The organism is Nitrospira tepida (genome assembly GCF_947241125.1).
GTDB classification, from domain to species: domain Bacteria; phylum Nitrospirota; class Nitrospiria; order Nitrospirales; family Nitrospiraceae; genus Nitrospira_G; species Nitrospira_G tepida.
The window spans coordinates 3,113,042-3,136,954 of the sequence record NZ_OX365700.1; the positions used below are offsets into that span (position 1 = coordinate 3,113,042).

The 23,913-nt window shown below is 61.5% G+C and carries 29 protein-coding genes; 7 read left to right on the top strand and 22 right to left on the bottom strand.

Annotation, left to right across the window (positions count from 1 at the left end):
• Nucleotides 1-11: 11 nt before the first annotated feature.
• Both QWI75_RS14725 and QWI75_RS14730 read right to left on the bottom strand, forming a co-directional pair.
• Nucleotides 12-878: an ATP-binding protein gene (locus QWI75_RS14725; RefSeq protein WP_502890221.1), complete on the bottom strand. Its 867-nt coding sequence runs from the start codon at nucleotides 876-878 to the stop codon at nucleotides 12-14.
• Nucleotides 879-1,073: 195 nt separating this feature from the next.
• Nucleotides 1,074-2,369 carry a DUF2130 domain-containing protein gene (locus QWI75_RS14730; RefSeq protein ID WP_289269341.1) on the bottom strand — a complete coding sequence of 432 codons (1,296 nt, stop codon included), beginning with the start codon at nucleotides 2,367-2,369 and terminating at the stop codon, nucleotides 1,074-1,076.
• Between the two features lie 186 nt (nucleotides 2,370-2,555).
• On the opposite strand from QWI75_RS14730, the gene QWI75_RS14735 reads away from it, so the two are divergent.
• Both QWI75_RS14735 and QWI75_RS14740 read left to right on the top strand, forming a co-directional pair.
• Nucleotides 2,556-3,545: a CobW family GTP-binding protein gene (locus QWI75_RS14735; protein WP_289269342.1), complete on the top strand. Its 990-nt coding sequence runs from the start codon at nucleotides 2,556-2,558 to the stop codon at nucleotides 3,543-3,545.
• A 10-nt stretch (nucleotides 3,546-3,555) separates the two neighbouring features.
• Nucleotides 3,556-4,350, top strand: a complete 795-nt coding sequence (locus tag QWI75_RS14740; RefSeq protein WP_289269343.1) for an SGNH/GDSL hydrolase family protein — start codon at nucleotides 3,556-3,558, stop codon at nucleotides 4,348-4,350.
• A gap of 9 nt (nucleotides 4,351-4,359) precedes the next feature.
• Here QWI75_RS14740 and QWI75_RS14745 read toward each other — a convergent pair whose 3' ends face one another.
• The 5 genes from QWI75_RS14745 to QWI75_RS14765 all read right to left on the bottom strand — a co-directional run bounded on the left by QWI75_RS14745 (nucleotide 4,360) and on the right by QWI75_RS14765 (nucleotide 8,926).
• A complete protein-coding gene (locus QWI75_RS14745) occupies nucleotides 4,360-4,974 on the bottom strand; it encodes a phosphatase PAP2 family protein (RefSeq protein WP_289269344.1) in 615 nt (204 codons plus the stop codon).
• A 133-nt stretch (nucleotides 4,975-5,107) separates the two neighbouring features.
• Nucleotides 5,108-5,578: an energy transducer TonB gene (locus QWI75_RS14750; RefSeq protein WP_289269345.1), complete on the bottom strand. Its 471-nt coding sequence runs from the start codon at nucleotides 5,576-5,578 to the stop codon at nucleotides 5,108-5,110.
• A 94-nt stretch (nucleotides 5,579-5,672) separates the two neighbouring features.
• Entirely contained in the window at nucleotides 5,673-8,120 is a 2,448-nt protein-coding gene (locus tag QWI75_RS14755) for a TonB-dependent receptor (protein ID WP_289269346.1), read from the bottom strand.
• Nucleotides 8,121-8,226: 106 nt separating this feature from the next.
• Complete coding sequence (locus QWI75_RS14760; protein ID WP_289269347.1) at nucleotides 8,227-8,595, bottom strand: hypothetical protein; 369 nt, start codon at nucleotides 8,593-8,595, stop codon at nucleotides 8,227-8,229.
• Between the two features lie 7 nt (nucleotides 8,596-8,602).
• Nucleotides 8,603-8,926 carry an FmdB family zinc ribbon protein gene (locus tag QWI75_RS14765; RefSeq protein WP_289269348.1) on the bottom strand — a complete coding sequence of 108 codons (324 nt, stop codon included), beginning with the start codon at nucleotides 8,924-8,926 and terminating at the stop codon, nucleotides 8,603-8,605.
• A gap of 246 nt (nucleotides 8,927-9,172) precedes the next feature.
• Here QWI75_RS14765 and QWI75_RS14770 point away from each other — a divergent pair, with 246 nt between their 5' ends.
• Entirely contained in the window at nucleotides 9,173-10,231 is a 1,059-nt protein-coding gene (locus tag QWI75_RS14770; RefSeq protein WP_289269349.1) for a 3-deoxy-7-phosphoheptulonate synthase, read from the top strand.
• Between the two features lie 193 nt (nucleotides 10,232-10,424).
• Nucleotides 10,425-10,772 (top strand): hypothetical protein, encoded by a 348-nt coding sequence (locus QWI75_RS14775; RefSeq protein ID WP_289269350.1) that lies wholly within the window; start codon nucleotides 10,425-10,427, stop codon nucleotides 10,770-10,772.
• 3 nt (nucleotides 10,773-10,775) lie between these two features.
• On the opposite strand, the gene QWI75_RS14780 is transcribed toward QWI75_RS14775, so the two are convergent.
• The 10 genes from QWI75_RS14780 to QWI75_RS14825 form a co-directional block, all read right to left on the bottom strand.
• The gene (locus QWI75_RS14780) at nucleotides 10,776-11,366 is read right to left on the bottom strand and encodes a hypothetical protein (protein WP_289269351.1); all 591 of its coding nucleotides are present in this window, start codon (nucleotides 11,364-11,366) and stop codon (nucleotides 10,776-10,778) included.
• A gap of 8 nt (nucleotides 11,367-11,374) precedes the next feature.
• Nucleotides 11,375-12,166 carry a ZIP family metal transporter gene (locus QWI75_RS14785; RefSeq protein WP_289269352.1) on the bottom strand — a complete coding sequence of 264 codons (792 nt, stop codon included), beginning with the start codon at nucleotides 12,164-12,166 and terminating at the stop codon, nucleotides 11,375-11,377.
• Nucleotides 12,167-12,212: 46 nt separating this feature from the next.
• Entirely contained in the window at nucleotides 12,213-12,800 is a 588-nt protein-coding gene (gene moaB / locus QWI75_RS14790) for a molybdenum cofactor biosynthesis protein B (protein ID WP_289269353.1), read from the bottom strand.
• Entirely contained in the window at nucleotides 12,797-13,150 is a 354-nt protein-coding gene (locus QWI75_RS14795; RefSeq protein WP_289269354.1) for a hypothetical protein, read from the bottom strand. Before QWI75_RS14795 ends, moaB begins: the two co-directional genes overlap by 4 nt.
• A complete protein-coding gene (locus tag QWI75_RS14800) occupies nucleotides 13,147-13,857 on the bottom strand; it encodes a DUF3386 family protein (protein WP_289269355.1) in 711 nt (236 codons plus the stop codon). The genes QWI75_RS14795 and QWI75_RS14800 overlap by 4 nt, the downstream gene beginning before the upstream one ends.
• 26 nt (nucleotides 13,858-13,883) lie before the next feature.
• The gene (locus QWI75_RS14805) at nucleotides 13,884-14,159 is read right to left on the bottom strand and encodes a hypothetical protein (RefSeq protein WP_289269356.1); all 276 of its coding nucleotides are present in this window, start codon (nucleotides 14,157-14,159) and stop codon (nucleotides 13,884-13,886) included.
• The gene (locus QWI75_RS14810) at nucleotides 14,156-15,214 is read right to left on the bottom strand and encodes a WD40 repeat domain-containing protein (RefSeq protein ID WP_289269357.1); all 1,059 of its coding nucleotides are present in this window, start codon (nucleotides 15,212-15,214) and stop codon (nucleotides 14,156-14,158) included. Before QWI75_RS14810 ends, QWI75_RS14805 begins: the two co-directional genes overlap by 4 nt.
• Nucleotides 15,202-16,173, bottom strand: coding sequence for a CobW family GTP-binding protein (locus tag QWI75_RS14815; RefSeq protein ID WP_289269358.1), 972 nt, complete (start codon nucleotides 16,171-16,173; stop codon nucleotides 15,202-15,204). Before QWI75_RS14815 ends, QWI75_RS14810 begins: the two co-directional genes overlap by 13 nt.
• A gap of 203 nt (nucleotides 16,174-16,376) precedes the next feature.
• Complete coding sequence (locus QWI75_RS14820) at nucleotides 16,377-16,682, bottom strand: hypothetical protein (RefSeq protein WP_289269359.1); 306 nt, start codon at nucleotides 16,680-16,682, stop codon at nucleotides 16,377-16,379.
• Nucleotides 16,673-17,089, bottom strand: coding sequence for a Fur family transcriptional regulator (locus QWI75_RS14825; RefSeq protein WP_289269360.1), 417 nt, complete (start codon nucleotides 17,087-17,089; stop codon nucleotides 16,673-16,675). The genes QWI75_RS14820 and QWI75_RS14825 overlap by 10 nt, the downstream gene beginning before the upstream one ends.
• A 124-nt stretch (nucleotides 17,090-17,213) precedes the next feature.
• Between QWI75_RS14825 and QWI75_RS14830 the strand changes: the two genes are divergently transcribed.
• Nucleotides 17,214-17,993, top strand: coding sequence for a TatD family hydrolase (locus QWI75_RS14830; protein WP_289269361.1), 780 nt, complete (start codon nucleotides 17,214-17,216; stop codon nucleotides 17,991-17,993).
• Here QWI75_RS14830 and QWI75_RS14835 read toward each other — a convergent pair.
• Entirely contained in the window at nucleotides 17,980-18,516 is a 537-nt protein-coding gene (locus QWI75_RS14835; RefSeq protein WP_289269362.1) for an NYN domain-containing protein, read from the bottom strand. The genes QWI75_RS14830 and QWI75_RS14835 overlap by 14 nt on opposite strands.
• 156 nt (nucleotides 18,517-18,672) lie before the next feature.
• On the opposite strand from QWI75_RS14835, the gene QWI75_RS14840 reads away from it, so the two are divergent.
• On the top strand, nucleotides 18,673-19,992 hold the full coding sequence (locus tag QWI75_RS14840) for an N-acetylmuramoyl-L-alanine amidase (protein ID WP_289269363.1): 1,320 nt from the start codon (nucleotides 18,673-18,675) through the stop codon (nucleotides 19,990-19,992).
• A gap of 82 nt (nucleotides 19,993-20,074) precedes the next feature.
• Nucleotides 20,075-20,809, top strand: coding sequence for a tRNA pseudouridine(38-40) synthase TruA (gene truA / locus QWI75_RS14845; protein ID WP_289269364.1), 735 nt, complete (start codon nucleotides 20,075-20,077; stop codon nucleotides 20,807-20,809).
• Between the two features lie 11 nt (nucleotides 20,810-20,820).
• Here the strand turns inward: truA and cysE are convergent, their stop codons facing one another.
• The 4 genes from cysE to QWI75_RS14865 form a co-directional block, all read right to left on the bottom strand.
• Nucleotides 20,821-21,468: a serine O-acetyltransferase gene (cysE, locus tag QWI75_RS14850; protein ID WP_289269365.1), complete on the bottom strand. Its 648-nt coding sequence runs from the start codon at nucleotides 21,466-21,468 to the stop codon at nucleotides 20,821-20,823.
• Between the two features lie 36 nt (nucleotides 21,469-21,504).
• Entirely contained in the window at nucleotides 21,505-21,987 is a 483-nt protein-coding gene (gene ispF / locus QWI75_RS14855) for a 2-C-methyl-D-erythritol 2,4-cyclodiphosphate synthase (RefSeq protein ID WP_289269366.1), read from the bottom strand.
• A gap of 103 nt (nucleotides 21,988-22,090) precedes the next feature.
• Nucleotides 22,091-22,801: a 2-C-methyl-D-erythritol 4-phosphate cytidylyltransferase gene (gene ispD / locus QWI75_RS14860; RefSeq protein ID WP_289269367.1), complete on the bottom strand. Its 711-nt coding sequence runs from the start codon at nucleotides 22,799-22,801 to the stop codon at nucleotides 22,091-22,093.
• The gene (locus QWI75_RS14865; protein ID WP_289269368.1) at nucleotides 22,794-23,810 is read right to left on the bottom strand and encodes a PIN/TRAM domain-containing protein; all 1,017 of its coding nucleotides are present in this window, start codon (nucleotides 23,808-23,810) and stop codon (nucleotides 22,794-22,796) included. The genes ispD and QWI75_RS14865 overlap by 8 nt, the downstream gene beginning before the upstream one ends.
• Nucleotides 23,811-23,913 lie beyond the last annotated feature (103 nt).

Here is a 23,913-nt window from a genome sequence, read left to right on the forward strand (position 1 = left end):
CACGGGCACCCTCAGAGACAGCACCATGGAAGAGCCATGATCTTGTCATGCAGGCGCAGAGGACGGGGACACCGGCAGATCAGATAGCCTTGTCTTGCTTGCCGGGGATGCTCATCAAGAAAGGTCAGCAGGTGCCGCGTGTCCGAGAGCGACGGCTGCTCCGTCCATTTCACCTCGATGGGAGTGAGGCACCCCTTGTACTCGAAAATGTAATCCACCTCGGCCCCGCCACGCGTCCGCTGGTAGAAGAGTCCCCCCTTGCCGAGATACTGAAGACGAATCCACAGTTCAATGCCCACCCATTGCTCAAACAGCGGGCCAGGGTTGGCTCGGGCGAGGTCCAGGGAAGGAGACAATCCGGCCGCCGTGTGCCGAACCCCCAGGTCGAAGAACAGGAATTTAGGTGTGGACACCAGATTCTTACGTGGGCTCTTGCCGAAGGCCCGAATCTGGAACCCCACGAACATATCCTCCAGGAGCTGATAGTAACTCTTCACCGTCGGCTGAGAGATGCCCGTCTCCTGCGAGATCGCGGCATAGTTCAAGATCTGTCCTGATTCCCGCGCGGCCAACTGTAGAAAGCGAACGAACGCGCCCCAGTCCCGAACCAACGCCTCACGCCGGATTTCTTCCTCCAGGTGAATGTGCGAGTAGGCGCGGAGCAACTCGATTCGATCCGGCTCGTCGCTCGCCACTATGCCCGGCAAGGCACCGTGAGCCAGGCGAGACTCCAGATCCCAGGCCGGGAAGAGCGGCTCGGATGGGAAGGCGCCCGGCCATGGGAGCGGTGAATCGGCATGAGCAGGAGGGCGATTCAGAGGAGGATGTTCGACCAAGGTCAAAGGATAAAGCCGATGCAGGAAACTGCGGCCCGGCAAGAGATTCGCGCCCGTCTGACGCAGCTTACGAGCGGAACTTCTGCATAAGACAAACCGCCAGCCCCGCTTGTCCTGATCATACAGAGCACCTCCGATGAAACTAATATAAAGTGCACTTTATTTTTGTCGATCAAATATAAATCTTTCTTATCCCTCATGGAAAGGTCTAACAGCAGAATCAAGTCGGGCCGTCATTTATTGCCTGTCTTCAGGTGGACCTACTCCCTCGCTTGCCGGCCCCTCGATCGCCGTCAGTTCCAGCCCCTCGATCTCCTTGAGCGATTTGCCCGCGATGCCCTGCAGATCGCCGTACATGCCGACGGTGGCTTGCATCACTCGTTCGATCTGCTCTTCGCGCTTGGCCCATTGTTTGGTGATGGCCTTCTTCTCCTTATCCAGATCTTCCCGCATGGTGGAGAAGGCCTCCACGATCGCCTCGACCCGATGGCGGAACCTCGGTCCGGTCAGGTACTCGTAGATCATTTCCATCTTGGTCTGCTGGCCTTCGGTGGCCTGCCGGGCCGACGCCACTTCGATGAGCATCTGCCGGAGCGCCACCGCCACCGGCAGCACGACCTTGGGATGGACTACCCAGACGCCGTCCACGAGTTCGAAGATCTCCACTCCCTTCGGCAGGACCTGGCTGACGATCACCGACAGCTCCGCCTTGGCCGCCCGCTGATCCTCGCGCAGCTTGGTCAGCCACCCGTCGCTCCAATTCTTGGTCCGTTTGGACTCCCAGAGGATCGTCCCGCAGGACTGGCCGAGCGGGCCTGTCACGATCTGAAGCACATCGCCGCCATGTTCGCCCTTCGGCACCGGCTGGATCGTATCGCGCGGGAACGTGGCGCCGAGCAGGGCTTCGATCTCCAGTTCCTGCACCTCCCCCTGGAGTTGTTGAGAACCCTGTTCGGCCTTGCGCTTGAGTTCTTCGATCTGTTTCTGCATCGCGGCGATGGTCTGTTCCTTTTCCAACACCTTCAGCTTCAGTCCCTCTTCTACCTCCCGCTTGGCCTGTTCGCGCGTGGCCGCCAACCCCTCTTGCACACGCTTTTCGACCGTCAGGTCCAGCTCACGTTTAGCGTCGTCCAACTCTCGCTGTTTCCTGATCAGCTCCGCCTGTTCATGCTGGGCTTCCGCCAACTTGGCATCACGCTGTTGAATCAACACTTGAAGATCAGACAAATCCCTCGTCTTCTGGTCCAGATCCGTCTGCAAGGCCAGCTTGGCCTTCTTCGCTTCCTCAGCCGCGATCCTGGTTCGTTCGAGGCGCATCTTTTCCGCCACCTGCTCCTCGATCGCCTGCTGTGCCTTCGAAACGGCCTCTTCCCGTTCGCGCAAGGCCGCTTCTCGTTTCGCCGCATCCGCATCTTTCTGGGCGAGCCGTTTCTCATATTCCCGCTTGGTGGATTCTAGCAGCGGGGCGGCGAGGGATTCCGTGAGTTTGATTTCCGTCTTGCAGGTGGGACAGATGATGGTCGGTTCGCTCATCGAAGTCTCCGTCGGTGTTCCCCCGGGAGTCTGAACAAGTCTACGGTCGGCTATCTCCCGGAGACGGCCAGCATATCAACTCCTGCCGGAGCCGTGCCAGCGTTACACTTAAGCCCATCGATTGTGTAGACTGTCGCCACGGCAGGTCACAGATCACCTGTCGCGTTCTGTGCCAGCGAGGATCACATGCACCAGATCTCGCCCGTTCCGTTTTACATGCTGGCCGGCCCCTTGGGGACCGGCAAGACCACGCTGCTGCTGCGCCTGCTGGAATATTGGAAGAAGCAGGGCCGCACCGTCGGGGTCGTCATGAACGAGTCCGGCCAGGTCAGCATCGATGGGCCGAGGGCCGGCGCCGTCGCCGGCCAGGTGGTGAATCTCGCCGGCGGTTGCGTCTGTTGCGACACGAAGGACGATCTGGCCTGGGGCATCGGACAACTGATCACCGACTTCCGTTCCGACCTGATCGTGCTCGAATGTTCCGGCATGGCCAACCCGGCGGAAGTCATCGATGCGGTGACGGACGCGTTCGTTTCCCGCATGGTGACCCTGCGCCAAACCATCGCGCTGGTCCAACCGACAGCGGACCCGGAACAGGCCTACAGCGATCCGGTGATCGCCCATTCGCTTCGGTGTGCCGACGACATCATCTTGAACAAGCGCGATCTGTTTCTCAGCACGATGTGGGACGCGTCGGCCAAGGCCATCGTGGCCCGCAATCCCTATGCCCGGCTCTGGGAGGCCAGCCATGCCCGCCTCGACCCGGACGAGCTGCTTCGAACGCGCGAACGGTCGCCATTGCACCAACCGTCACCGAACGTGACAGTCGACGCCCATCCGCCCTCGACCCAATCCAAAACACGCGCCGCCTATCATCCGCTAGTCATGACCGTACGGCTGCCCGGTCCGGTGAACCGGCGCAAGTTTCTCGATTGGATGGACCGGCTTCCGATCGGCTTGGAACGGGCCAAGGGGTTCTTGCGGTTCACAGATGATCCGTCGCTCCAGGAGTTTCAATATGCGCCGCCAGGGGTCAGCCAGGTGGAGCCGCTTCATCTGTTGGACGAGCCTCCCCATGCGGTTGTCCTCATCGGCCGGAACTACGACCAAGAGGCCTGCCGGACCGCCTTGCTGGGTTGTGCGGAATCCCCCGCGCCCGAACGGGCTGCGGATTGAAGGCCTCACCATGCACCTACGCGCTGGTCACGCTGCCGGCGTCTGTTTGTCCGTTCTCCTCGGCTTCCAGATCGGGATGCCGGCCTCAGAGGTCAGTCCCATCGAGCGGCTGAACGAACATTCTTCCCCGGCGACGACGCCCCTGATGCCGGTCGCGTCCGCTCCATCTGTCGCGATTCGCATCATGCCGCTCGGCGATTCGATTACCGAGGCCTCCAGCGGTTTCGGCAGCTATCGCTATTACTTGTGGCAGGAGTTGACGCGAGAAGGATTCGCCGTGGACTTCGTTGGATCGATGACCGGCATCGGAGGAGCGGTGTCCAACCCAGAGGAGTTCGACTCGGACCACGAAGGCCATCCCGGATGGCGAGCCGATGAAGTGGCAGCCAACATCGAGCGCTGGGCCGGATCAGCACGGCCCGACCTCGTGCTCATCCATCTCGGCACCAATGACCTGGCTCAAGGCCAACCCCCGTCGGACGTGGTTCAGGATTTGACGACCATCATCGACCGGCTCCGCATCGTCAACCCGCACATCCATATCCTACTCGCCCAGATTATTCCGATGAGGGCGGACGGCCCGCCGGATGTTTTGGAACTCAATAGGGCCATCTCGGCCCTGGCCGCCACCGCGCGCACCGTGGCATCTCCCGTTGAAGCTGTGGATCACTTCACCGGCTTCGACCATGCCGGCATGACGTGGGATGGCATCCATCCCAACGGGGAAGGCAATCGGAGGATCGCCTTAGTCTGGCGCCAGGCCCTGCTCCCGCACCTACGGGCCATCCAGCAAGCGGCACAGTAAGCCAATCGATCAGCGGACAGGCCCAGACAGGGCCTCGTCCTTTTGTTCGTTGGAATGTGGGTGGGATGCGTCCGGCGCGGTCCGGGCTGACACCATCGGTCGGAAGCGATGCCAGCGCAGTAGCAAGAACGCAGCCCCGGCTCCCATGATCGTTCCAACCAGCCAGCCTCCCATCACATCGCCCGGATAATGGACGCCGGTATAGACCCGGGCCAGCCCCACCAGCGCGACGATCGGCCAACTGATCCAGCCGGTCCTGGGGTAGAGCGCATGGAGAAAGGCCGCCATGGCGGCCGTGTTGATCGCATGGTTGGACGGAAAACCGAAGAGCCGTCCGCAATCGCCGAGGAGGTGCACATCAGACAGGGTCACGCAGGGCCGCAACCGTTCGACCCAATGCTTGAGCTGTGCGCCGATCGCATCGGCGATCCCCACGGCCGATGCGACGGTCGGCACGGCGAACATCGCCTCCCACCAGGACCACCAGACCCAGCACACCACCGCGACGGCAATGCCGAGATAGCCAGGGCTGGGATGCGCGAAGAACCGCATGGCGGCATCGAGCCATTCGAAGCGGCCGGCAAGGCCGTTGATCGCATAGAACAGTGCGGCGTCCCAGTTCATTCGTCAGTCGTCAGTCGTCATGCGTCAAGCGTCAAACGTCGGATGCAATCCATCGCGGACCTCGGCATCCCCCTTGAGGGCTGGGAGAGGAGGCGATTGACGGTTGACCAATGACGAATGACGTGTATTTGGTTCACTGCGTCCGGAAATGAATACGAACCGTGATCTCCCCGTCCACCGGCTCATCACCCTTCATTTGCGGATCGAAGGTCCACCGGTTCAGGGCTTGGAGGCCCGCTTGCGTCAGCTCGCGGTGCTTGCAGGGTTCCAGCACCACGACGGTGGCCGTAGCATCCTTGCTGACCAGAAACCGCGCCTTCATCCAGTCGTCGATCACTTTCCCGTCGAGCTGGGGTGGAATCTTCGGCCAAGGGGTCAACTTCGGGACCGGCCCGAGCTGCTGATCCTTGTTCAGCGGCAGGCCATGGACATGCACCTCCTGGAGTTCAAGCACTTCCATGTCCTCGGCATGGTCGGTCTCGTGCGTGGCCTCGGCGCCGGTCGCCGCCACCGCGGCGACCGGCCACAGACAGACGCACGCCACACAGCAAAGGACGAGCTTCCCAATCGTCGCTGCCAACAAGGTGAGATCCTTTTCTCCCATGACCTCCTACGCTCCTTTATCCGGAGGGAATCTTGGTCTCTGGCCTCTCGTCTGAACTGAGCGTTCCGCGGTCCCCTCAGCCATCAGCACTGTACTAAAAGAACCATTGCGCGCGGAAGAAAAATGATCGCGGCATCCCGGCATGGGACACGCCCAAGCCGATGCTCCCTTCTCCCTGGTTGATGAAATATTTCTGATCCAACAGATTGATCACGTCGAACCCCAACAATAACTTCTGGCGATCCCAGGGCAACGGAATCGTGTGGGTCAGGGACAGATTGTAGATTGTATAGGAGGGCACATGAGTTGAATTGGTCTTGGCCTCCTCGTTCTCCGCGGTGCGCAGGCCGGACCCGTACAACATTTGCCCTGTGATAGTCGTCCGCTGCAAAAAGCGATAGCTCAGCACCGCCGAACTGGTGACCATCTGCGTGTGATCGCAGAAGACCCCGCCCTTCGAGTTGATGTCGTCGATCTCCTTCTGCTCCAACAGGAAATGGCCCGAGTGGAGCCCGTAGCCCTTGCATTGTCCCCAGGCCACGTTGCCGCGGCCGGTGAGGTTGTCGGTGAACTTGACCTTGAGGGCCCCGTCGATCCCCCGTTGCCAGCCCCGCTCGAAGGCAAAAAAGTTCAGCATCGGGGTCGTCCCAAATTGTCCTGCATCAGAGAGATAGCGTGCTAACTTATAGTATCCGGTTAACTCTAACGTGGCCCACTTGGTCAACGCATGGTAACTGCCGATTTCGAAATAATGAGCCCGCTCCGCCCGCACGTTGTTGTTCGTCAGGTTCTCCGGCTCAGCCGTCGTACCCAACACTCCCAGTCTTGCGAAGGAGATCGCCTCAAGATTTGGAGGCGTGAACTGCCGGCCGTAAAAGGCATGGAAGACATTGGCCTGATTGGCCTTATAGGTGACCCCGATCCTCGGACTGACCTGGCCTTCGCTGACCAGGTATTGGACCGCATCGCCGCGGACGCCGATATTGAAGGTCCAGTGATCATCCGGCGACCACTGGTCCTGAATCCAGACTTCCTGCCTCCAGCCGATCAGCCGGTTGTCGGAGCGGATGTTCCGGAGATCGCCGATCGGCTCGCCGGTGGCGGGATCGCGATCGAACGCATAGATCCCGGTCTTGTTGACCGCCTGCGTCCGATCGATCTGAAAACCCACCTTGATCAAGTGGTGCTTATTCGGAATGTAGGTATGGTCGAACCGTACACCGGCTGAATAGGCCATCCGATCCTGATCGGCCGCCGAAAAGGGCTCCTCCGGATCGGCCGTGTAGGCCAACAGATTGAACGGATCGGTCTTGAACGTGGCTCTGGTATGGCGGAAATAGGTCGAGAGGCTGAAAAAATTGCTCGCGTTGACGTCATGCCGCCAGACCAGATGGCTGTATTGATTGTTTTCCTTCTGGTTCTCGTCGATGGCTTGCGACGGCACAGGCACGAATCCTGGACGGCTGGCCTCTAGTAAGGGAAGGATCTCACCGCTCGGATCGACCTCCTGGCCCGGCAAGGTGGGAATCTGGTATTTGGCGATGGAGTTCAAGAACACCAGGCTGAGGTTGTTCTTGTTATCCATCTGATAGTCGCCGCGAAAGAAGGTTTGGTTGCGCTCGCTCTGGCCATGAAAAATCGAATGGCCCAACGTGGGAGGCTCGATGCCGCGATTGGTCGCTGTATGGCTGTTGAGAATGTAATAGCGGAACTTCTCGCCGACCGTGCCCCCATACTCGAACGACGGATTGATCGTCTGGTTGGAACCGCCGAACATCTGGAGGGACCCAAATCCCGGCTTGGTGCCGCTCTTCGTCGTAATGTCGATCACCGCCGCCGTCTTGTTCCCGTACTGGGCCTCCATACCCCCAAGGATGATGTCCGCCCGCTCCCAGGCCCGCGGCGTGATCACATCGGAAAACGTCGAGGAGACCGTATCAGGGATCGGCACGCCGTCAATCCGGAATTGGAGATTGGCATGGTCCTGCCGGATGTGCACCTGTTTCAGTGCGCCGTAGGCCGCGCTGGGAATGGTCAGGAGTACGTCGTGCAACTCGTTATTGTTGCCGCGCGGCAGTTCCTCGATCTCCCGCCGGCTGACGGCATAGGTCTCGCTGGAAGCCTTGTACTGAATCGGGGCCAGGGGAGACACGATCTCCAGCGCAATTTCCTTGGTCTGCGCGAGCGTGAGTACGACCGGTTGAGGAGAGGCCGTCCCCATCTTCACCACAACGTACTCGCTCCGATAGGTATCGAGTACCGCGTTGACCGAAAAGGTGCCTTCCTCGGGGATCTCCGCTTGAAACTCCCCCGCATCATTGGTCACCGCACTGGATACGGTATTGCCCTCCTGGTCTCTCACCTGCACGATCGCTTGCGGCACTCGGCGCAGATCCTGGTTTTGGACGACTCCGTTGATCTGACTCATCTGCGGACCGGTCGCCTGCTCTTGGGCGTGAACAGGCAACAGCGGAATGACGGCCCCGGCCAGCAGGCAACAGACGGTGACCATCCCGAACGAACGTCTGGCAGCACGATGCATGATGTCCTCCTCATCACCGACCACAACGGACGACTGCGAGTCAGGGTCGATCGCGACGCGATCCGGCCTGAATTCGACAGCATGGACTGGGTTGTGTTGACGGGAATCAGAGGACCGGAGGAGCTCTGGGAGAAGCGGTGACAATTAGCGCCGACTCGACATGGACGGCGATGGAAGAGACGACTGCCTCGCACGGAACCAGAAACCGTTGAACGGGGGAGACGACAGCGAGGACCGATTGTCCAGTATGGTGCTGAACCCACTGGCAGAGGTCCGAATCGGAATGTTCATGCCCATCGTGATCTGCCGCGGCCAGCTCATGGTGCACGCCCAGCGCCGCTGCAAAGGGCATGATCGCCAGCAGCAGCAGAATGAGGGCATGCGCGGTGACGCCCGCAGCCAGACGACCCAAGGGACGGGGACGAGACGTGATCGAGGGAATCATCGAGGGGCCGGACCGTAACCTAGTCGCCATGGGTCTGTCAATGTCCGCATCCGGAGATGCCGAGTCCGCCGCCGAAGATATTCTTCATGGTCGGGGGAGGAGCCGCCTCTCCCTTCGAGGTAGCCGAGCCTGCCGGGCTTGTGGGTCCCGGCTGGCTTGACCGCTGGGTCCCGCCGCCCTCCGCCCGTTGGTCACGACGCTCGCCACCCGTCGCGAATGAAGAAAGCACCCGCTTCAGCGGCGCGCCGCATTCGGGGCAGGCCTGTTTGGGGGCGTCGTTGATCCCCTGCAAAAACGCCCGGCGCCCGGCGCAAGGGGGGGCCAGCCGGCATTCTTCCGTTATGTATTCATAGATCGGCATGAACGACAAGGATCGCCGTGCACAGGGTTAGAGGAAGTCAAAGGCCCACCGTTGTTGGACTTCTTTGAAAAGTTTCGCTATCCTAACCCGTTCATTGAGGGTCTCGGCCTTCATATACGGGCGCCGCATCATACACCATACACCGAATGTCCGGCGCCCGTAGAGTCATGACGCTATCTTTGTTCTTCTGCGCCTGGTTCGGCACGTTGCACGGGTGCCTTCATGAACGAGAAAGGACTGTGAGCCATGTTCAGGCCGGTTGATAACCAGCACGTCATCGAAATCAAACCCCTTCCCTCGCCGAGGCAAGTCAAAACCAAGCTGCCGTTGACCGAGCAGGCCTCGTCGCTGGTATATGAAACCCGCCAGGCCATCAGGAACATCCTGCACGGCATCGACCGGGAGCGGCTGCTTGTCATCGTCGGCCCCTGCTCCATCCATGATCCGGACGCGGCCTACGAATACGCCGACCGGCTGAAGACTGTCGCCGACGCCCTGCGCGAGCGGGTCCTCATCGTCATGCGCACCTACTTCGAGAAACCCCGCACCACGGTCGGATGGAAAGGCCTCATCAACGATCCGCACCTCGACGGCACCTGCGACATCGCGCTGGGCATCGAGCTGGCGCGGACGATTTTGCTGAACATCAACCACCGCGGCATGCCCTGCGCCAGCGAACTGCTCGACCCAGTCGTGCCGCAATACATTGCCGACCTGGTGAGTTGGGCCGCCATCGGCGCCAGGACCACGGAAAGCCAGACCCACCGCGAGATGGCGAGCGGCTTGTCCATGCCCATCGGTTTCAAGAACGGGACGGAAGGCAGCTTCCAGGTGGCGATTAACGCGATGGTGGCGGCCCGCACACCGCATCATTTTGTCGGCATCAACGCCGACGGCGCCACGTCCATCATCAAGACCACCGGCAATCCCGACCGTCATATCGTCCTCCGCGGAGGGGGCGGCCGGACGAATTACAGCGCCGAGGACATCGCGCGCGCCGAGGCGGCCGTCGCCGGGGAGGGACTGGCCCGGCCGATCATGGTCGATTGCTCCCACGACAATTCCGGCAAGAACCATCAACGCCAGGTCGAAGTGGCCCGTGAGGTCGTCGCACAGTTCGAGCAGGGCCGGCGGTCCATCATGGGCCTCATGTTGGAAAGTCATCTTCAGCCTGGCCGCCAGACTTGGGAACCCAACAAGCCGCTGACGTATGGGATGTCGATCACCGATCCCTGCCTCTCCTGGAGCGATACCGAAGCGCTGCTGCATGATCTGGCAGCCAGCCCGGCCGTCCGCCCAGTGTAGCTGGTTGCCTTGACAATGTGGTGATCGGCCATCCATCAGCCGCCCGCAAACCGCCGTTGGCCGCATCGAACGCTGCCTTCCGTCTTCGTGCCAACGCATCCTGCCACGCCGGCCGATGATTTGTAATTGATTCCCAGCCCTCGACCGCCCTACAATTTTTTCATGTTTTTGACCTTTCACCCCGGAGGCTTGCATGGCGACTCATCACGTGCATGACGCCCATACGCACCGGCACGGACCCAATTGCGGCCACCGCGCCATCCACCATGATGACCATCAGGATTACCTGCACGATGGTCATCTGCACCACCTGCACGAAGACCATGTGGACGAGCACGTGCTGTCCGTCGGGCCGGAAAACCCCGCCGACTGCACGCCGACCCACGCCTGTCGCGGCCATGAAGCCGGACATCGTCACGGGTCCGGCTGCGGCCATGAGGCAGTGCCGCACGGAGACCATGTCGATTATCTCGTCAACGGTCACCTGCATTTTGCACATGGTGCGCATTGCGACGACCATGGCGCCGTTCGACTCGCGTAGCACTTACCGCTCAGGATCGTGACGGGGCGTCCCGGACGGAGACGCCCCAATTCGCTGCATGAACACCGTGAGAAAGTCCTGCACTCCGACCGGCCGCATCTGATCGTCTGGAATCTCCGCCGCTAGAAAGACGCCTTCCTGCAACCCGAACAGACCGTGGGCGATTCGCCGCTGAGACGCCACCCCCACGCCAAAGGCCTGCACAAATGCCTCCCGACTGATCGGATCCGCACGATCGAGCGAATACCCCGCCGCACGGATGCTTGGATGGAACTGATCGACTTCGTGCCAATACTCCGCTGGATCGGCCGAGACGTGCATGATCCGGAGCGCCGGCCGCTGTTCATGCACCTGTTCTTCCAGATCAACGATCTGTGCGATGCAAGCCTGCTTCTGAATATTGGGGAGTGTTGACACGACGACGAGGCCTTGTCGAAGACATGAGGCCGTCAAGGGCTCCTGTGCAAGGCGGGCGGGCGGGATCACGAAGTCGGCCACAAGCCGATCGCCGGGGCGCGGCATCCGTCCCAAGAGGGATATCCGCTCCTCTCCCAACCGTGCGCTCCGTCCTACAGACTCATCCCTTGGCGTCATCGCGCATCCTAGTGAGGCAACATGGTGAGGGCGCCGATGGTCACCATACCGGCGATCATCATGGCAAACTGCCAGACCCCCTTGGCAGCCCCCATTCGTCCGTGCAGTCCAGGCACCAGATCGGCCAATCCGATATAGAGAAAGCTGGCCGCTGCGACGCTCAACGCATAGGGCACAATCGACTCTGCGAAGGCCAATCCCCCGAAGGACGCCACAACACCGACCAACGTTCCGAGACCGGACAGGGTGTTCCAGAACAACGCCTGGCCGCGAGAGAATCCGCTCGACAGCAGGATAGTGAAGTCGCTGAGTTCCTGCGGCACTTCGTGCCCTAGCACGGCCAGGGTCGTCACCAATCCAAGCGCCGGCGAGGCCACGCAGGCCGTGCCAATGGCAATCCCGTCGGCGCAGTTGTGGACCGCATCCCCGATCAACACGAGCATGCCGGCCTTGTTCTCCATGCCATGATCACCTCCATGCCCGTGGGGGCAGCCCGATTCATCATGGTGCGCATGCCGCCAGATCACCGTCCATTCGAGGACGAAAAACAGGACCAGACCGGCCAGCATGGCGATCCCGACTTCGTGAACCGGGGCTCGTTCCAGCGCTTCGGGGATGAGCCCGATCATCGCGGTGGCCAACATCGTCCCGGTCGCATAGCTCAGGAGATAGGGCATGACCCGATGGCGCCAGCCGTCCGGGATGAAGAGAACCAGACAGGCGGGCAACAGGGCTCCGAGGCTGCCCAGCAGGCCCATCCAGAACACAAACCACCAAGTCGATTCGCCGGGCAGACTCACTGTGGCGGACCTTGCATCGCGCCGCCATGCGTAAGACCCCACCCACTCATGGCCGTTTCATCTCCTCGCTCACGGACCCGCCTCCCCCTCCCTCATCTCGGCGAGGCGGGTGCTCCTGCTTAATCCGCGGCAGGAGTTCAGCGAGGTTGCAGGGCCGATGGTTGAGATCGAGCTGCGGCAGGATGATCTTGTCCATCCCAAGCCGGCAGGCGCCGGTGCTGCCGGGCAGAAGGAATACGACCGTATCGCCGCATACCCCGGCATCGGCCCTGGATTGAATCGTGGACGAGCCGATCTCGCCGTAGCTCAACCAACGGAACAGCTCGCCGAAACCGGGAATCGGCCTCGTGAACAGCGACCGGACGGCGTCCGGGGTCACGTCCCGTTGCGTGAGACCGGTCCCGCCCGTGACGATCACGAACTCCACGGCCGGGTCGCCCACCCAGTCGGAGATGATCCGCCGAATCTGCTGGTACTCGTCTCGGCAGAGTTTACGATCGACCACGCGATGCCCCGCCTGCAGCAATCGATCGACAATCGCGGCTCCACTGGTATCCGTCTCCCGGGTGCGGGTATCGGACACCGTGAGGACGGCCACCCCCACCGCCGTCCCCCCTGCGTGAACGCCGGTCATGGGCCTGTCCCTTCCGATTGCGTCAATGCGTCTCGAATCACGGCCATCAGATGCCCGGCTTCGGAGCTTCGGACCGCCCAACGGGTCTGCTCGACCGGATCTCCAACCTCTGCAAGCAGACAGCTCACGGCCCGGGCCAAGGCGGAAGCTTCCGCCGCATGTTCGAGCTGTTCAAGCGAGACCTCGCCTTGCTGCGCCAAGTTCCACGCCTGCTGATAGAGCACCAACAAAGGCACGATGGACGCCGAGCGAGGGCAATCCGGTTCGGCATCCTCCATCGCCGAATGTTCTATCGGCGCGATGCCCAGCTCGCGCAACGGCTCGTCCGGCCGGTTCTCCTCGGCATTCATGCCAGCACCTCATGGTTTGAGAGCTCGATCACGCGCGTCCTCACCAATCCCCGTTCGCCGAACGACACGCGTCGGCACAGCGGCAACCAGACTCCTTGCACATCCTTGTATTCATTCACGTAGCTTTCCATCCCGACGACCGACGCCCCATCCAGCGTGAAATAGGTCATCACGTAATGGCTTGAGTATTGCCTGCCGTCCGGAGCCTGACCGTATCGTTCGATCGTGTTCACACGGCGTTCGGTCATGGGGGTGATCCGCCCGATCTGCGTATACTGACAATGCTTGATGCGATACCAGGAATCGAGCCGGCCTCCGGTCAACAGGACCCGTCGACCGCGAGGATGGAGACCAGCCGGATCTTCTTCCGGATCGAACGACAGGACATAGCGTCCATCGCCCTCCTCGAAGGTCGTATGGGCCAGATGCATGCCTTGCGTCCAGAGGCGCTCCCGGACCCATTCCTGGTTGGCGGGATCGGCGCCCGGGAGCTCAACCGTCGTGTCTTTCCGCGGGATCAACTGGACCGCTCCTTTCAGAATCCGGCCCTCGTCATTGAGGGTCAGGTCGGCTCGATAACCGGCAAATCCAGCCGGCCACCTGTACATGCGGTGATGGGCGTCTCGCACCAATGCCCGAGCTACCGGGTGGTCCATCAAGGCCGGACAATCCTTGAGGCCAGCCTTGTCGGCAATAGCTTTGGTCATTCTTTCCTCCTTCCGGCCGCCGCCTCTCAGTGCCGGTCGGCGTGACTTTCATCTGTGAGTCCCTCAACGTCCTGTCCAGTGACCTCGGCGGCAGCCTTATGAATCTTGTATCGTTTGGTCCTCCCCGGCCCTTCGAGCACGACGATGATGGTTTCGATGGGAGGACAGCCGGGCTCGCGGCAATCCAATTCCGTCACCATAATCGTCGTGTCTTCGGACAAGCCCCAGCGGGCTCGTACCCAGGCCTTGATGCTGGCGGCATGATCCAGATCGAGACGTGGGCGGTCCTTGAAGAGACTCATGGCAGACCCTCGACCTGAAAAAGGGAGAGAGTCCCCTCCATCGTTCCGGTGACCAGCCACGTTCCGTCCGGACTCCAGGCGACACAGGAGAGGCCCCCGGTCTTGTTCACCTCTTGCAACAGACGCGGTTTGGTCGTTTCCGCCGCCCACAGGCACAACAACCCGTCTTCCCCCACCGTCGCAACGGTCGGCAGCGTCGGATGGCAAGCCAGATCTTGAATCCAGCCCAGATGCCCCTTGAACAGGCGGCCGCTGTTCCCTTCGAACCGCTTCATGTTCCAAGCGATCAGCGAAGGGCCGGAGACCGTCCACAGGTTCAACCCGGTGCGGTCAAACGCGACCGCCCTGACTTTCACGGGATAGCCGGACATGTGCCAGTTGCGGTCGTCGGCGATCTTGAAGAGGTGCGCCGACGCATCCAGGTTTCCTGATGCGAGGTACTGCCCGTCCGGCGTGACGGCGATCGAGAGCACTGCGCCTGCATAGGGAAACGTGCGCAGTGGCTGCTCCTCTCCAATCCGCCACAGCCAGGCGCCTCCATAACAGGCGGAAACGAGTCCGTCTCCCTGCGGCATCCAGGCCAGCGCGGACACCGTCGTCTTATGGCTCGGAATCTCTGTCTGGGGCAGGAAGCATCCGCCCTCCCCCTGCGACCAGACCTGGACCGCCTTGCCTGCAGAGGCGGCGAGGCGATCCGTCCTGCTGTCCCAAGACAGGTGTTCGACCCAGTTTCCTTGAGCGCCGACCGGCAGCACAGCCCGTTCCGCTCCGGTGGCCACGTCCCAGATCCGAACCGTTCCATCCTGTCCACCGGAGGCGAGCAGGCTGCTCCGGCGATCCCACGCGAACGTCAAGGCCGGACCGTCGTGCCCCTTGAAACCGCAGGCGCGCGCCCGCCCCGGCATGTGCCAAGCCACAACCTGCCCGGAGGCCGAACAGGCCGCGAGGTGGCGCCCATCCGGCGAAAACGCCGCCCGGTGAACATAGTCCTGAAGGCGAAGGATGCCCTGCGCCTTCAACTGCACCTTCGGTGCCGAGCGGATCAGGCGAGGCATGAACGGAACCCCTTGGCGAGTTGTTCCCGATCCAGATCCCGGCCGATGAAGACCAGTTCGTTACGCCGCCGTTCACCGGTCTTCCAAGGGCGGTCAGGCCGTCCGTCGAACAGCATATGCACGCCCTGAAAAACGAAGCGATGGTTGCGGCCTTTGACGTTGAGAATGCCCTTCATGCGATAGATCTTCGTCCCCATCGTGGACAGCACCTCGCGGAACCACTCGTTCATCCTGTCCTCGTCGACCGGGTCGTCCTCGACGAGGGCCACGGAGAACACGCTGGGGTCGTGCTGATGCGTCGCTTCGCCGAGGAAATTCGGATCGATCTCCAGCTTCCGGCTCAGGTCAAACGCCCCGATGTTCAAGAGGCGGGTGATCTCCATCTGGGCATCCTTGGTCCGGTGGATCGTGGCCACCGCGTTGATTGCCCGGATGCGTGCCTCCAACCGGTCCACGTCGGCCGGAGGCACGAGGTCGATCTTGTTCAAGAGGATCACGTCGGCGAAGGCGATCTGCTCCTTGGCCTCCGGACTCTGGTCCAGATGTCCCCGGATATGTTTTGAATCCACGACGGTCACGATCCCGTCCAACGCCAACCGCCGCTTCATGTCGTCATCGACAAAGAAGGTCTGCGCGACCGGGGCCGGGTCGGCCAAGCCCGTCGTTTCGATCACCAGATAATCGAACCGATCTTTGCGCTTGAGCAGGTTCCCGATGATGCGGATCAAATCGCCCCGGACCGTGCAGCAGATGCAGCCGTTGTTCATCTCAAAAATCTCTTCATCGGCGCCGATCACGAGTTGATGGTCGATGCCCACCTCGCCGAACTCATTGACGATCACCGCCACGCGCTTGCCATGCTCGGTGGTTAGAATGCGATTGAGCAAGGTCGTCTTGCCCGCTCCCAAAAATCCGGTTAAGACCGTCACCGGAACCGGCGTCATGACATCTGTGCCCATAGCTTCCTCCCTGTTCTGCTCGGATACTGACCTGGTGCCAGGCCGGCAATGTCCACAGAAATAGATCAGGACGGCTGCCGCCATGACCAACGGGTGATGACCCTGGACGCCTGCGCCATGAATGCGGCAAGCAGGCAACAGCCTGATCCTTCTGAACAAAGGCCGCAAACGCGGCAGAGGCCGGAGATTGCGTGTGTGCTTATCTAGTCAAGGTGGGGCGGACCGCGGACTGGGTCGTGGGATCGATCAACCGGCCGGACAAACGAGGCAGACACGTTGATGGCGCAGGCGCCTTCCTGGCAAAGGGCGACAGGTGGGGTCAAGGAATGGACGCCGGCACTGGCCGCATGGTCCAACCAGGCACAGACATCCTGATCGGAGTGCGTGTGGGATGAGCCGGTTGCGAAGACGTGATCCAGGAGCAACGGCTGGAGGGTCAGTACCAAGAGCACGTAGGAAGCCGCCAGGACTAACCGGCTTCCCGAAGCGGCGCGGCGCGCTAGCGACATTGGGGGCACCATCCGAAGAACTCCAAGACATGGTCGTCCACGGCAAACTTCGTCTGCCGTTCGACGAGATCCGTCAGTTTTCTCAGCGGGCACAACATCACATCGACGATCCGCCCGCAGCCACGGCATTGAATGTGGTGGTGGTGCGCTCGGCCATGCCGAACTTCGTAGCGCATCTGCCCATCAGGCGAGGCCACCGGACTGACCAGGCCAAGCTCTTGCAGCATGGACAGGTTCCGATAGACCGTGACGAGGTCAACCGGCGCCCGGGCTTTCATCAGCCGTTCATGGACCTCGGCCGCCGTGATCGGAAGCGTGCTCTGATCCAGAATGTTCAGAATGGCCCTCCTCGGCTTCGTGAGTTTCTTGCCGCCGGACTTGAGCCTGTCAAGAATTGAGATCGCCATCGCCGACAAAGATCTAATTGCAATTCACTTGCATTTAACATTTCAGACAAAGACCTGTCAAGCAGCCCTCGGGTCTGAAACGCCCTCGTCACCGCCGTTATGCGCGTGCTAGGATGCGGCCCTCATGCTGATCGACACCCACACCCATCTGGACGACGAGCGATACGACGACGACCGGGACGCGATGATCGCCCGGGCACGCGAGGCCGGCGTCGAGGCCATGATCACGATCGGCTGCGACCTGGAGACCAGCCGGGCCGCCCTGGATCTGGCCGGCCGTTATGAGTTCGTCTATGCATCCGTGGGCGTTCACCCCCATGAGGTCAAGCATATCGAGGACCACTGGTATGACGAGTTCCGAAAGCTGGCCGGCAACAAGAAGATTGTGGCCTATGGAGAAATCGGGCTCGACTATCACTACAACAACTCACCGCTGGAGGAGCAGCGGCGTCGGTTCCGTGAACAGGTGAACCTGGCCAAGGAACTCCGCCTTCCGTTGGTGATTCACACAAGAGAAGCCCAGGAAGACACGATTCGGATTCTCAGGGAGGAACAGGCCTCAGTCGTCGGGGGAGTCTTGCACTGTTTTTCGGGGGACGCCTGGCTGGCGAAGGACGCCTTGGACCTTGGATTCTACCTGTCGTTTTCCGGCATCCTGACTTTTCAGAACGCGACGATGCTCCGCGACATCGCCAAAACCGTGCCGGCCGATCGTCTGCTCATCGAGACCGATTGCCCCTATCTCACCCCTGTCCCCCATCGAGGCAAGCGCAATGAACCGGCCTTCGTGAGATACGTCGCCGACCAACTGGCGTCGCTTCTACCCAGTGATGCCCAGCGGTCGATAGAAGACGTGGCTCGCCTAACCTCGGACAACGCCCGGCGCCTGTTCAAAATCCCCTGAGCTTTCTTTGTCTGACCCGAACCGCCTTAGGCAACTTGCGCGGGTTCCCCTTCTTCTCGTTGGGGCGCCGCCGCCGATCGTCTTGATCTCCATCGCCATCCTTTTGCCAAGCTGAAAACGCCGGGGTCGGCTTTCCGGTCCGGAGCCTCGCGGCAAACTCCGCCGCCCCCATGACAAAGGCTCCGGCCTGCCTCGCGCAATCCGATACTTCCCGATCGGAGGAGACCACGGCGCAGTCCCGCCTGTACTGCATCGCCAGCCGCTGAATGACCTGGTCAGCTCGCTCGCCTCGGCGGGAGTAGACGATTTCCACGCCGCTTCGGAACTCCCGCCGCTCGACCGGCATGCCCTCCTTCCATCCGTCGAAGACGACCGTGAGCGGATGGCCTTTCCGAGCGTGATAGGCGCTCAGGTCTCCTACCAATTCCTCACGGACCGCGTCGCCGGCAAATGCCGGCTTCGCGGCTCCCGCGTACAGAAACCCGAGCAGATTGTACCCGTCCACGATCACATGTTGCGCCATGATGAGGTGAGCCTATCGAACGGGCACAGGCGAGTCAAACCGGCGGCAGAAGGCCCCATCCCGAGCCGCTTTCCCTTGACAAGCCTCGTTTTCTGGGACTAAATGACAGGCAGCAACCGCCAGACTCCCCTTTTCTCGACCATCAACGGTCACTGTATGCGACGCTTTATGGTTCACGTCTCAGCCTGGCTGGCCGTCGGACTGCTGGCGGTCGGAGCCTCCGCCATCCCCTGTTCTGCGGAATCGGATTCGGCCACGCGCCAGACCCGCCCGGCCTCCCATCACACCATCCCGGCCAAGCGTCTGCCAACCTATGCGTCGACTTCCGCGATTGTCCAGGATTTGCGGGTTAGCCAGGAGAACGAGTCGTTTCGCCTCGTCTTCGATCTGGATCGCAAGATTCGGGTGACGCAAAGCCGCGAGAAGAGTTCCGGACGGCTCATCATCGACCTCCTCAACACCAAACTGACCAAGACCGCGGCGGAGAAGCTTGTCCAGGCGACCATGATTCCCCAGACCGTGCGGATCACGCTGCAGCAGCAGCCGTCGCTCCTCCGACTGTCCCTGAATCGCAAGGCGGTCAGCCGGTTCAATTACTTCGTTCTCGGCACGCCGAATCGGTTCGTGCTGGATTTCACCCCGGTTCAAGTGGCCTCACCGGCGTCGAAAGATTCGTCCCCCTCTGCATCGACCGATCATGCCAAAACGCCGCCGCCGGTCTCGTCTCCGGCTGTTTCGCCGCAGGCTGCGGACGCTCCCGCCGCTCCATCCACTCCACGTCGGACGGCCAACCAAATCCGGACGATCGTGATCGATCCCGGCCACGGCGGCAAAGATGCAGGCACGATCAGCCGGCGCGGGTTGGAAGAGAAGGCCATTACGCTGAAAGTGAGCCTCCGGCTGCGCGACCTCATTAAAGCCAGGCTCGGCGCCAGGGTCTTGATGACGCGGGACCGGGATGACTTCATCGAACTCGGAGAGCGGGCCAAATTTGCCAATGCGAACGCGGCCGACCTCTTTATTTCCGTGCATGTCAACTCGCACCCCCAACCCTCGGTCAAGGGCATCGAGATCTATCATTTTGGAGAGGCCAAGGATCAACGGGCCCTGGAGGTGGCGGCTCGGGAAAACGGCACTCCGATCAACGGCAACGGCGTGGGGTGGGAATATCTGGTCGCCGACCTCCTCACGACAAAACGCATCGAGGAGTCGCTGGAACTGGCCTGGCAAACCAAGGAGGCGATGGTCAAGCACCTCAACGGGCAATACCAAACGGTCGATCACGGGGTGAAGACCGCGCCGTTTTATGTGCTGCGCTATACCGCCATGCCGAGCATCCTGGCGGAGATCGCGTTCATGTCCAATGCGTCGGAGGAACAGTTGATGCGCCAAAGTTCCTTTATCGACGACGTGGCAGAAGCCCTCTTCCAGGGCATCAAGTCCTATCTCGATCCCGTCCTGCCAACCTCCCGATAGCGGGCGCGGCCCCGATCCATGGCCCGCCATTCAATCGACGCAGGCCTGTCTTCCCACCACGTCATGCGCGCAAGAGCCGCCCATGCAGACGATCAAACTGACGCTGGAATATGACGGCACGCATTACGCCGGATGGCAACGGCAGGCCGATCAACCGACCATTCAGGCGGCCCTGGAGCTGGTGATCGGACAAGTGGCTCAGGCCACCCTGGCAGTCGTGGGGGCCGGGCGCACCGATTCAGGCGTCCACGCGCTGGGACAAGTGGCTAGTTTTCGGACAGAGCGACAGCTCTCGTCCGAGGAGTGGTCGCGAGCCTTGAATGGCCTCCTACCCGACGATATCTGCGTCCGCTCCGTAGAGTTCGTGCCGGACGAGTTTCATGCCCGGTACTCCGCCGTCGGCAAACTCTACGAATACCGCATTCTCAACCGGCCCCATCGGTCCGCGCTGGATCGCGACCGGGCCTGGCACGTGAGAAAACAACTCGACCAGGATGCGATGCGGAAGGCGGCGGAGTGTTTGATCGGCCGGCAGGACTTTTCGTCCTTTCAAGGCTCGCCGACCGACAACCAGAACCCCGTCTGCCACCTGCGGCAATTGTCGATCCGAGCGGAATCGGACCTGATCCGGATCGAAGCTTACGCCGACCGGTTTCTCAAGCAAATGGTTCGGGCCATGGTCGGAACGTTGGTGGAAGTCGGGCTCGGGAAACGGACAGAGGCAAGCCTTCAGAACAGCCTCGCGGCCCGCGATCGGTCCGCGGCAGGCAAAACCGCTCCGGCACACGGATTGTACCTGGTCCGCGTGGACTACTAAAAAAGGTCTGATCAGGACCGCGGGTTGGTCGGGTTCTCCAGCTTCTTGCGCAACTCGATCAGCTCCTGTTCGAGCGCCTCGAAGCGGTCGATGACGGGATCGGGGATGTTGGTGTGGTCCATGGTGGCTTCGGGCACCCGTTCGCCCTCCATCTTGATGATGCGGGCCGGCACGCCGATGACCGTGGAATGGGGCGGCACGGACTTCAGCACGACGGAGTTGGCTCCGATCTTCACGTTGTCGCCGATCCGGATGGCGCCGAGGATCTTGGCTCCGGCCCCGACCACCACATGGTTGCCGATGGTAGGATGGCGCTTGCCCCGCTCTTTGCCGGTGCCCCCGAGCGTGACCCCTTGAAACAGGGTCACGAAATCGCCGATCTCGGCCGTTTCGCCGATCACGACCCCCATCCCGTGGTCTATGAAGAACCCCTGGCCGATCTTGGCGCCGGGATGGATTTCAATGCCGGTCAGCCAGCGAGCGACCTGGGAGATCGCCCGTGGGATGAACGGGACACCCTTGCCTCGCAGCCAGTGGGCCAGCCGATAGGCCAGGAGCGCATGGAAGCCCGCATAGGTGAGGAGCACTTCCAGCCTGCTGGTGGCGGCCGGGTCCCGATCGAACACCGCCTGTAAATCTTGCCGGATGGTCCTGAACATGCCAGCCGCCCCTCCGAGCGGCACGATGCCGCTATCTTACTTGCCGGGCAGGCCCTCGATCAAACAGGCCGCCTGCGCGGCAATCCCCTGCTCATGCCCGATCGCATCCAGGCCTTCGCCGCTCTTGACCTTTACGTTGATGCAGCTCGGATCGACAGCCAACACCTCGGCCATCGTCTTGGCCATGGCCGACAGATGGGGACCGAGGCGAGGCGCCTGCGCGATGATCGTGCTGTCGATATTGACCAGTCGGTACTGCCGCCGTGCCAAGAGACCCGCCACTTCCTTCAGCAGTGTCAGGCTGGAAATATCCTTGTACCTCGGATCGGAGCTGGGAAAGTGTCGGCCGAGATCACCCTCCCCCATCGCGCCCAAGAGCGCGTCGCAGACTGCATGCACCAGCGCGTCGGCATCCGAGTGGCCCAGAAGGCCTTTGTCGTGGGGGATCTCGACGCCTCCCAAAATCAATTTTCTCCCCGCTCCCAAGGGATGGATGTCATAGCCCATGCCGATCCTCATTGCTAGCCTCGTTGATTGTTGTCCTTATTCGTTCCGCGTTTGAGACCAAGACGGACCATGAGGCGGCCATTTCGCCAAGGATTCACGTGGGACGTTTGACGATTCACGTGTCACGTCTCGTGCGCTCCGCCAGAATGGCCTCCCCGATGATGAGATCTTCCGGTCTGGTGATCTTGATGTTTTCCCCGCTCCCTTCGACGACCACGACGGGCACGCCGATCCGCTCGACCAAATCCGCCTCGTCCGTCCCCACATACCCTTTGATCACGGCATGGTCGTGCGCCTTCTGCAGCACGGACCGCCGAAAGGCCTGGGGGGTTTGGGCCTGCCAGAGCGGCGCGCGATCGACGGTGCGTTCGATGATATGGTCGGGTCCGACTTGCTTGAGGGTGTCCCGGGAGGGAATGGCGATAATGGCGCCCCCGTGCCGGTCGGCGGCGTCGGTGACGCGGGCGATCATGTCCTCGGTGACGAAGGGACGGACGGCGTCATGGACCAGCACGAGTTCGGCATCCGGCTCGACTTCAGCCAGCGCATGCCGCACGGAGTCCTGCCGTTGCTTGCCGCCCGCCACGATCCGCCGGACCTTCGAGAACCGGTGGCGGGCGACGATCTCGTCCCGGCAATAGTCCCGGTCCTCGGCCGGCACCGCCAGGATGACTTCCGTGATGACCCTCGACGCCTCGAACACCCGCAAGGAATGCACCAGGAGGGGGACCCCGCCGAGCCCCAGAAACTGCTTCGGAGTCTTGGTGCCCATGCGCAGGCCGCGGCCGGCGGCCGGAACCAGCGCGACGACCTTCCGCCTATCCACGCGCGACTTGCAGCTCCTCCCGCTCGTTCTCGTCCTTCAACCGGGTGAAGATCATGCGGCCCGCCGTGGTTTGCAGCACGCTGGTCACGACCACATCCACATTCCGTCCGATCCAGCGCCGGGCATTGTCGACCACGATCATCGTACCGTCGTCGAGATAGGCCACGCCTTGGCCCGGTTCCTTGCCTTCCTTGAGCACGAACACCCGCATCGCCTCGCCGGGCAGCACGACCGGCCGCAGGGCATTGCAGAGCTCGTTGATATTCAACACCCGCACGCCCTGCAATTCGGCCACCTTGTTCAGGTTGAGGTCATTGGTCACGACCTTGGCGCGGACCTTTTTGGCCAGGGCGACGATCTTGGCGTCCACCTCCCGAATGTGGGGGAAGTCGTCTTCGACGATCCGTACTTCCAAATCCGGCATCTTTTGGATCTTGTTGAGGATATCCAGCCCCCGCCTGCCCCGCGCCCGCTTCAACGTGTCGGACGAATCGGCGATATGTTGCAGTTCCTGCAGGATGAAATGCGGCACGATGAAGGGGCCTTCAAGGAAGCCGGTTTCGCACAGATCCGACACCCGTCCGTCGATGATTACGCTGGTGTCGAGAATTTTGGAGCCGTTCGTATGGGACACGGGACCGTCCGGCCGAATCACGAACCGTTCCTTTCCGAACTGCGCGCCCAGCACCATGCCGAGGTAGGGAAATCCGAGAAGAAAGACCAACCCTCCGACATGAAAGAGCACGGTCTGCACGTCGAAGACCGCGCTGCCCACCCATTCGGTGAGACCGGTCAACAGCAATCCGACGCCCAATCCCGCCGTTCCGCCCAAGATGATCCCAAACGATAATTTCTGTAAGACGTACTCGCTCAGCAGGATGATCAATCCTGTGACGGCGCCGATGGCAAACCCACCCAGTAAGCTCGCTGGTTGATACTCGCCCCCTCGAGTAAACAGGGCTAATCCAGCTACCCCGCTGAGAAGGACGAAGATGGTTCTTGTGACCATACGTTCACCTCCTCCCGATTCGTCGCGATCACCCCTATACCGAATCGATCCAACCCGTCCTCCGGCCCCCTCCTGCTCTCCGACCCAATGGACGACTTCCCGC

What these genes read in the sequence shown, in the direction of transcription:
- QWI75_RS14730 (WP_289269341.1), bottom strand. Translation starts at nt 2,369, where the DNA reads ATGAGCGAACCGACCATCATCTGTCCCACCTGCAAGACGGAAATCAAA.
- QWI75_RS14735 (WP_289269342.1), top strand. Translation starts at nt 2,556, where the DNA reads ATGCACCAGATCTCGCCCGTTCCGTTTTACATGCTGGCCGGCCCCTTG.
- QWI75_RS14740 (WP_289269343.1), top strand. Translation starts at nt 3,556, where the DNA reads ATGCACCTACGCGCTGGTCACGCTGCCGGCGTCTGTTTGTCCGTTCTC.
- QWI75_RS14745 (WP_289269344.1), bottom strand. Translation starts at nt 4,974, where the DNA reads ATGAACTGGGACGCCGCACTGTTCTATGCGATCAACGGCCTTGCCGGC.
- QWI75_RS14750 (WP_289269345.1), bottom strand. Translation starts at nt 5,578, where the DNA reads ATGGGAGAAAAGGATCTCACCTTGTTGGCAGCGACGATTGGGAAGCTC.
- QWI75_RS14755 (WP_289269346.1), bottom strand. Translation starts at nt 8,120, where the DNA reads ATGCATCGTGCTGCCAGACGTTCGTTCGGGATGGTCACCGTCTGTTGC.
- QWI75_RS14760 (WP_289269347.1), bottom strand. Translation starts at nt 8,595, where the DNA reads ATGGCGACTAGGTTACGGTCCGGCCCCTCGATGATTCCCTCGATCACG.
- QWI75_RS14765 (WP_289269348.1), bottom strand. Translation starts at nt 8,926, where the DNA reads ATGCCGATCTATGAATACATAACGGAAGAATGCCGGCTGGCCCCCCCT.
- QWI75_RS14770 (WP_289269349.1), top strand. Translation starts at nt 9,173, where the DNA reads ATGTTCAGGCCGGTTGATAACCAGCACGTCATCGAAATCAAACCCCTT.
- QWI75_RS14775 (WP_289269350.1), top strand. Translation starts at nt 10,425, where the DNA reads ATGGCGACTCATCACGTGCATGACGCCCATACGCACCGGCACGGACCC.
- QWI75_RS14780 (WP_289269351.1), bottom strand. Translation starts at nt 11,366, where the DNA reads ATGACGCCAAGGGATGAGTCTGTAGGACGGAGCGCACGGTTGGGAGAG.
- moaB (WP_289269353.1), bottom strand. Translation starts at nt 12,800, where the DNA reads ATGACCGGCGTTCACGCAGGGGGGACGGCGGTGGGGGTGGCCGTCCTC.
- QWI75_RS14795 (WP_289269354.1), bottom strand. Translation starts at nt 13,150, where the DNA reads ATGAATGCCGAGGAGAACCGGCCGGACGAGCCGTTGCGCGAGCTGGGC.
- QWI75_RS14800 (WP_289269355.1), bottom strand. Translation starts at nt 13,857, where the DNA reads ATGACCAAAGCTATTGCCGACAAGGCTGGCCTCAAGGATTGTCCGGCC.
- QWI75_RS14805 (WP_289269356.1), bottom strand. Translation starts at nt 14,159, where the DNA reads ATGAGTCTCTTCAAGGACCGCCCACGTCTCGATCTGGATCATGCCGCC.
- QWI75_RS14810 (WP_289269357.1), bottom strand. Translation starts at nt 15,214, where the DNA reads ATGCCTCGCCTGATCCGCTCGGCACCGAAGGTGCAGTTGAAGGCGCAG.
- QWI75_RS14815 (WP_289269358.1), bottom strand. Translation starts at nt 16,173, where the DNA reads ATGGGCACAGATGTCATGACGCCGGTTCCGGTGACGGTCTTAACCGGA.
- QWI75_RS14820 (WP_289269359.1), bottom strand. Translation starts at nt 16,682, where the DNA reads ATGTCGCTAGCGCGCCGCGCCGCTTCGGGAAGCCGGTTAGTCCTGGCG.
- QWI75_RS14825 (WP_289269360.1), bottom strand. Translation starts at nt 17,089, where the DNA reads ATGGCGATCTCAATTCTTGACAGGCTCAAGTCCGGCGGCAAGAAACTC.
- QWI75_RS14830 (WP_289269361.1), top strand. Translation starts at nt 17,214, where the DNA reads ATGCTGATCGACACCCACACCCATCTGGACGACGAGCGATACGACGAC.
- QWI75_RS14835 (WP_289269362.1), bottom strand. Translation starts at nt 18,516, where the DNA reads ATGGCGCAACATGTGATCGTGGACGGGTACAATCTGCTCGGGTTTCTG.
- QWI75_RS14840 (WP_289269363.1), top strand. Translation starts at nt 18,673, where the DNA reads ATGCGACGCTTTATGGTTCACGTCTCAGCCTGGCTGGCCGTCGGACTG.
- truA (WP_289269364.1), top strand. Translation starts at nt 20,075, where the DNA reads ATGCAGACGATCAAACTGACGCTGGAATATGACGGCACGCATTACGCC.
- cysE (WP_289269365.1), bottom strand. Translation starts at nt 21,468, where the DNA reads ATGTTCAGGACCATCCGGCAAGATTTACAGGCGGTGTTCGATCGGGAC.
- ispF (WP_289269366.1), bottom strand. Translation starts at nt 21,987, where the DNA reads ATGAGGATCGGCATGGGCTATGACATCCATCCCTTGGGAGCGGGGAGA.
- QWI75_RS14865 (WP_289269368.1), bottom strand. Translation starts at nt 23,810, where the DNA reads ATGGTCACAAGAACCATCTTCGTCCTTCTCAGCGGGGTAGCTGGATTA.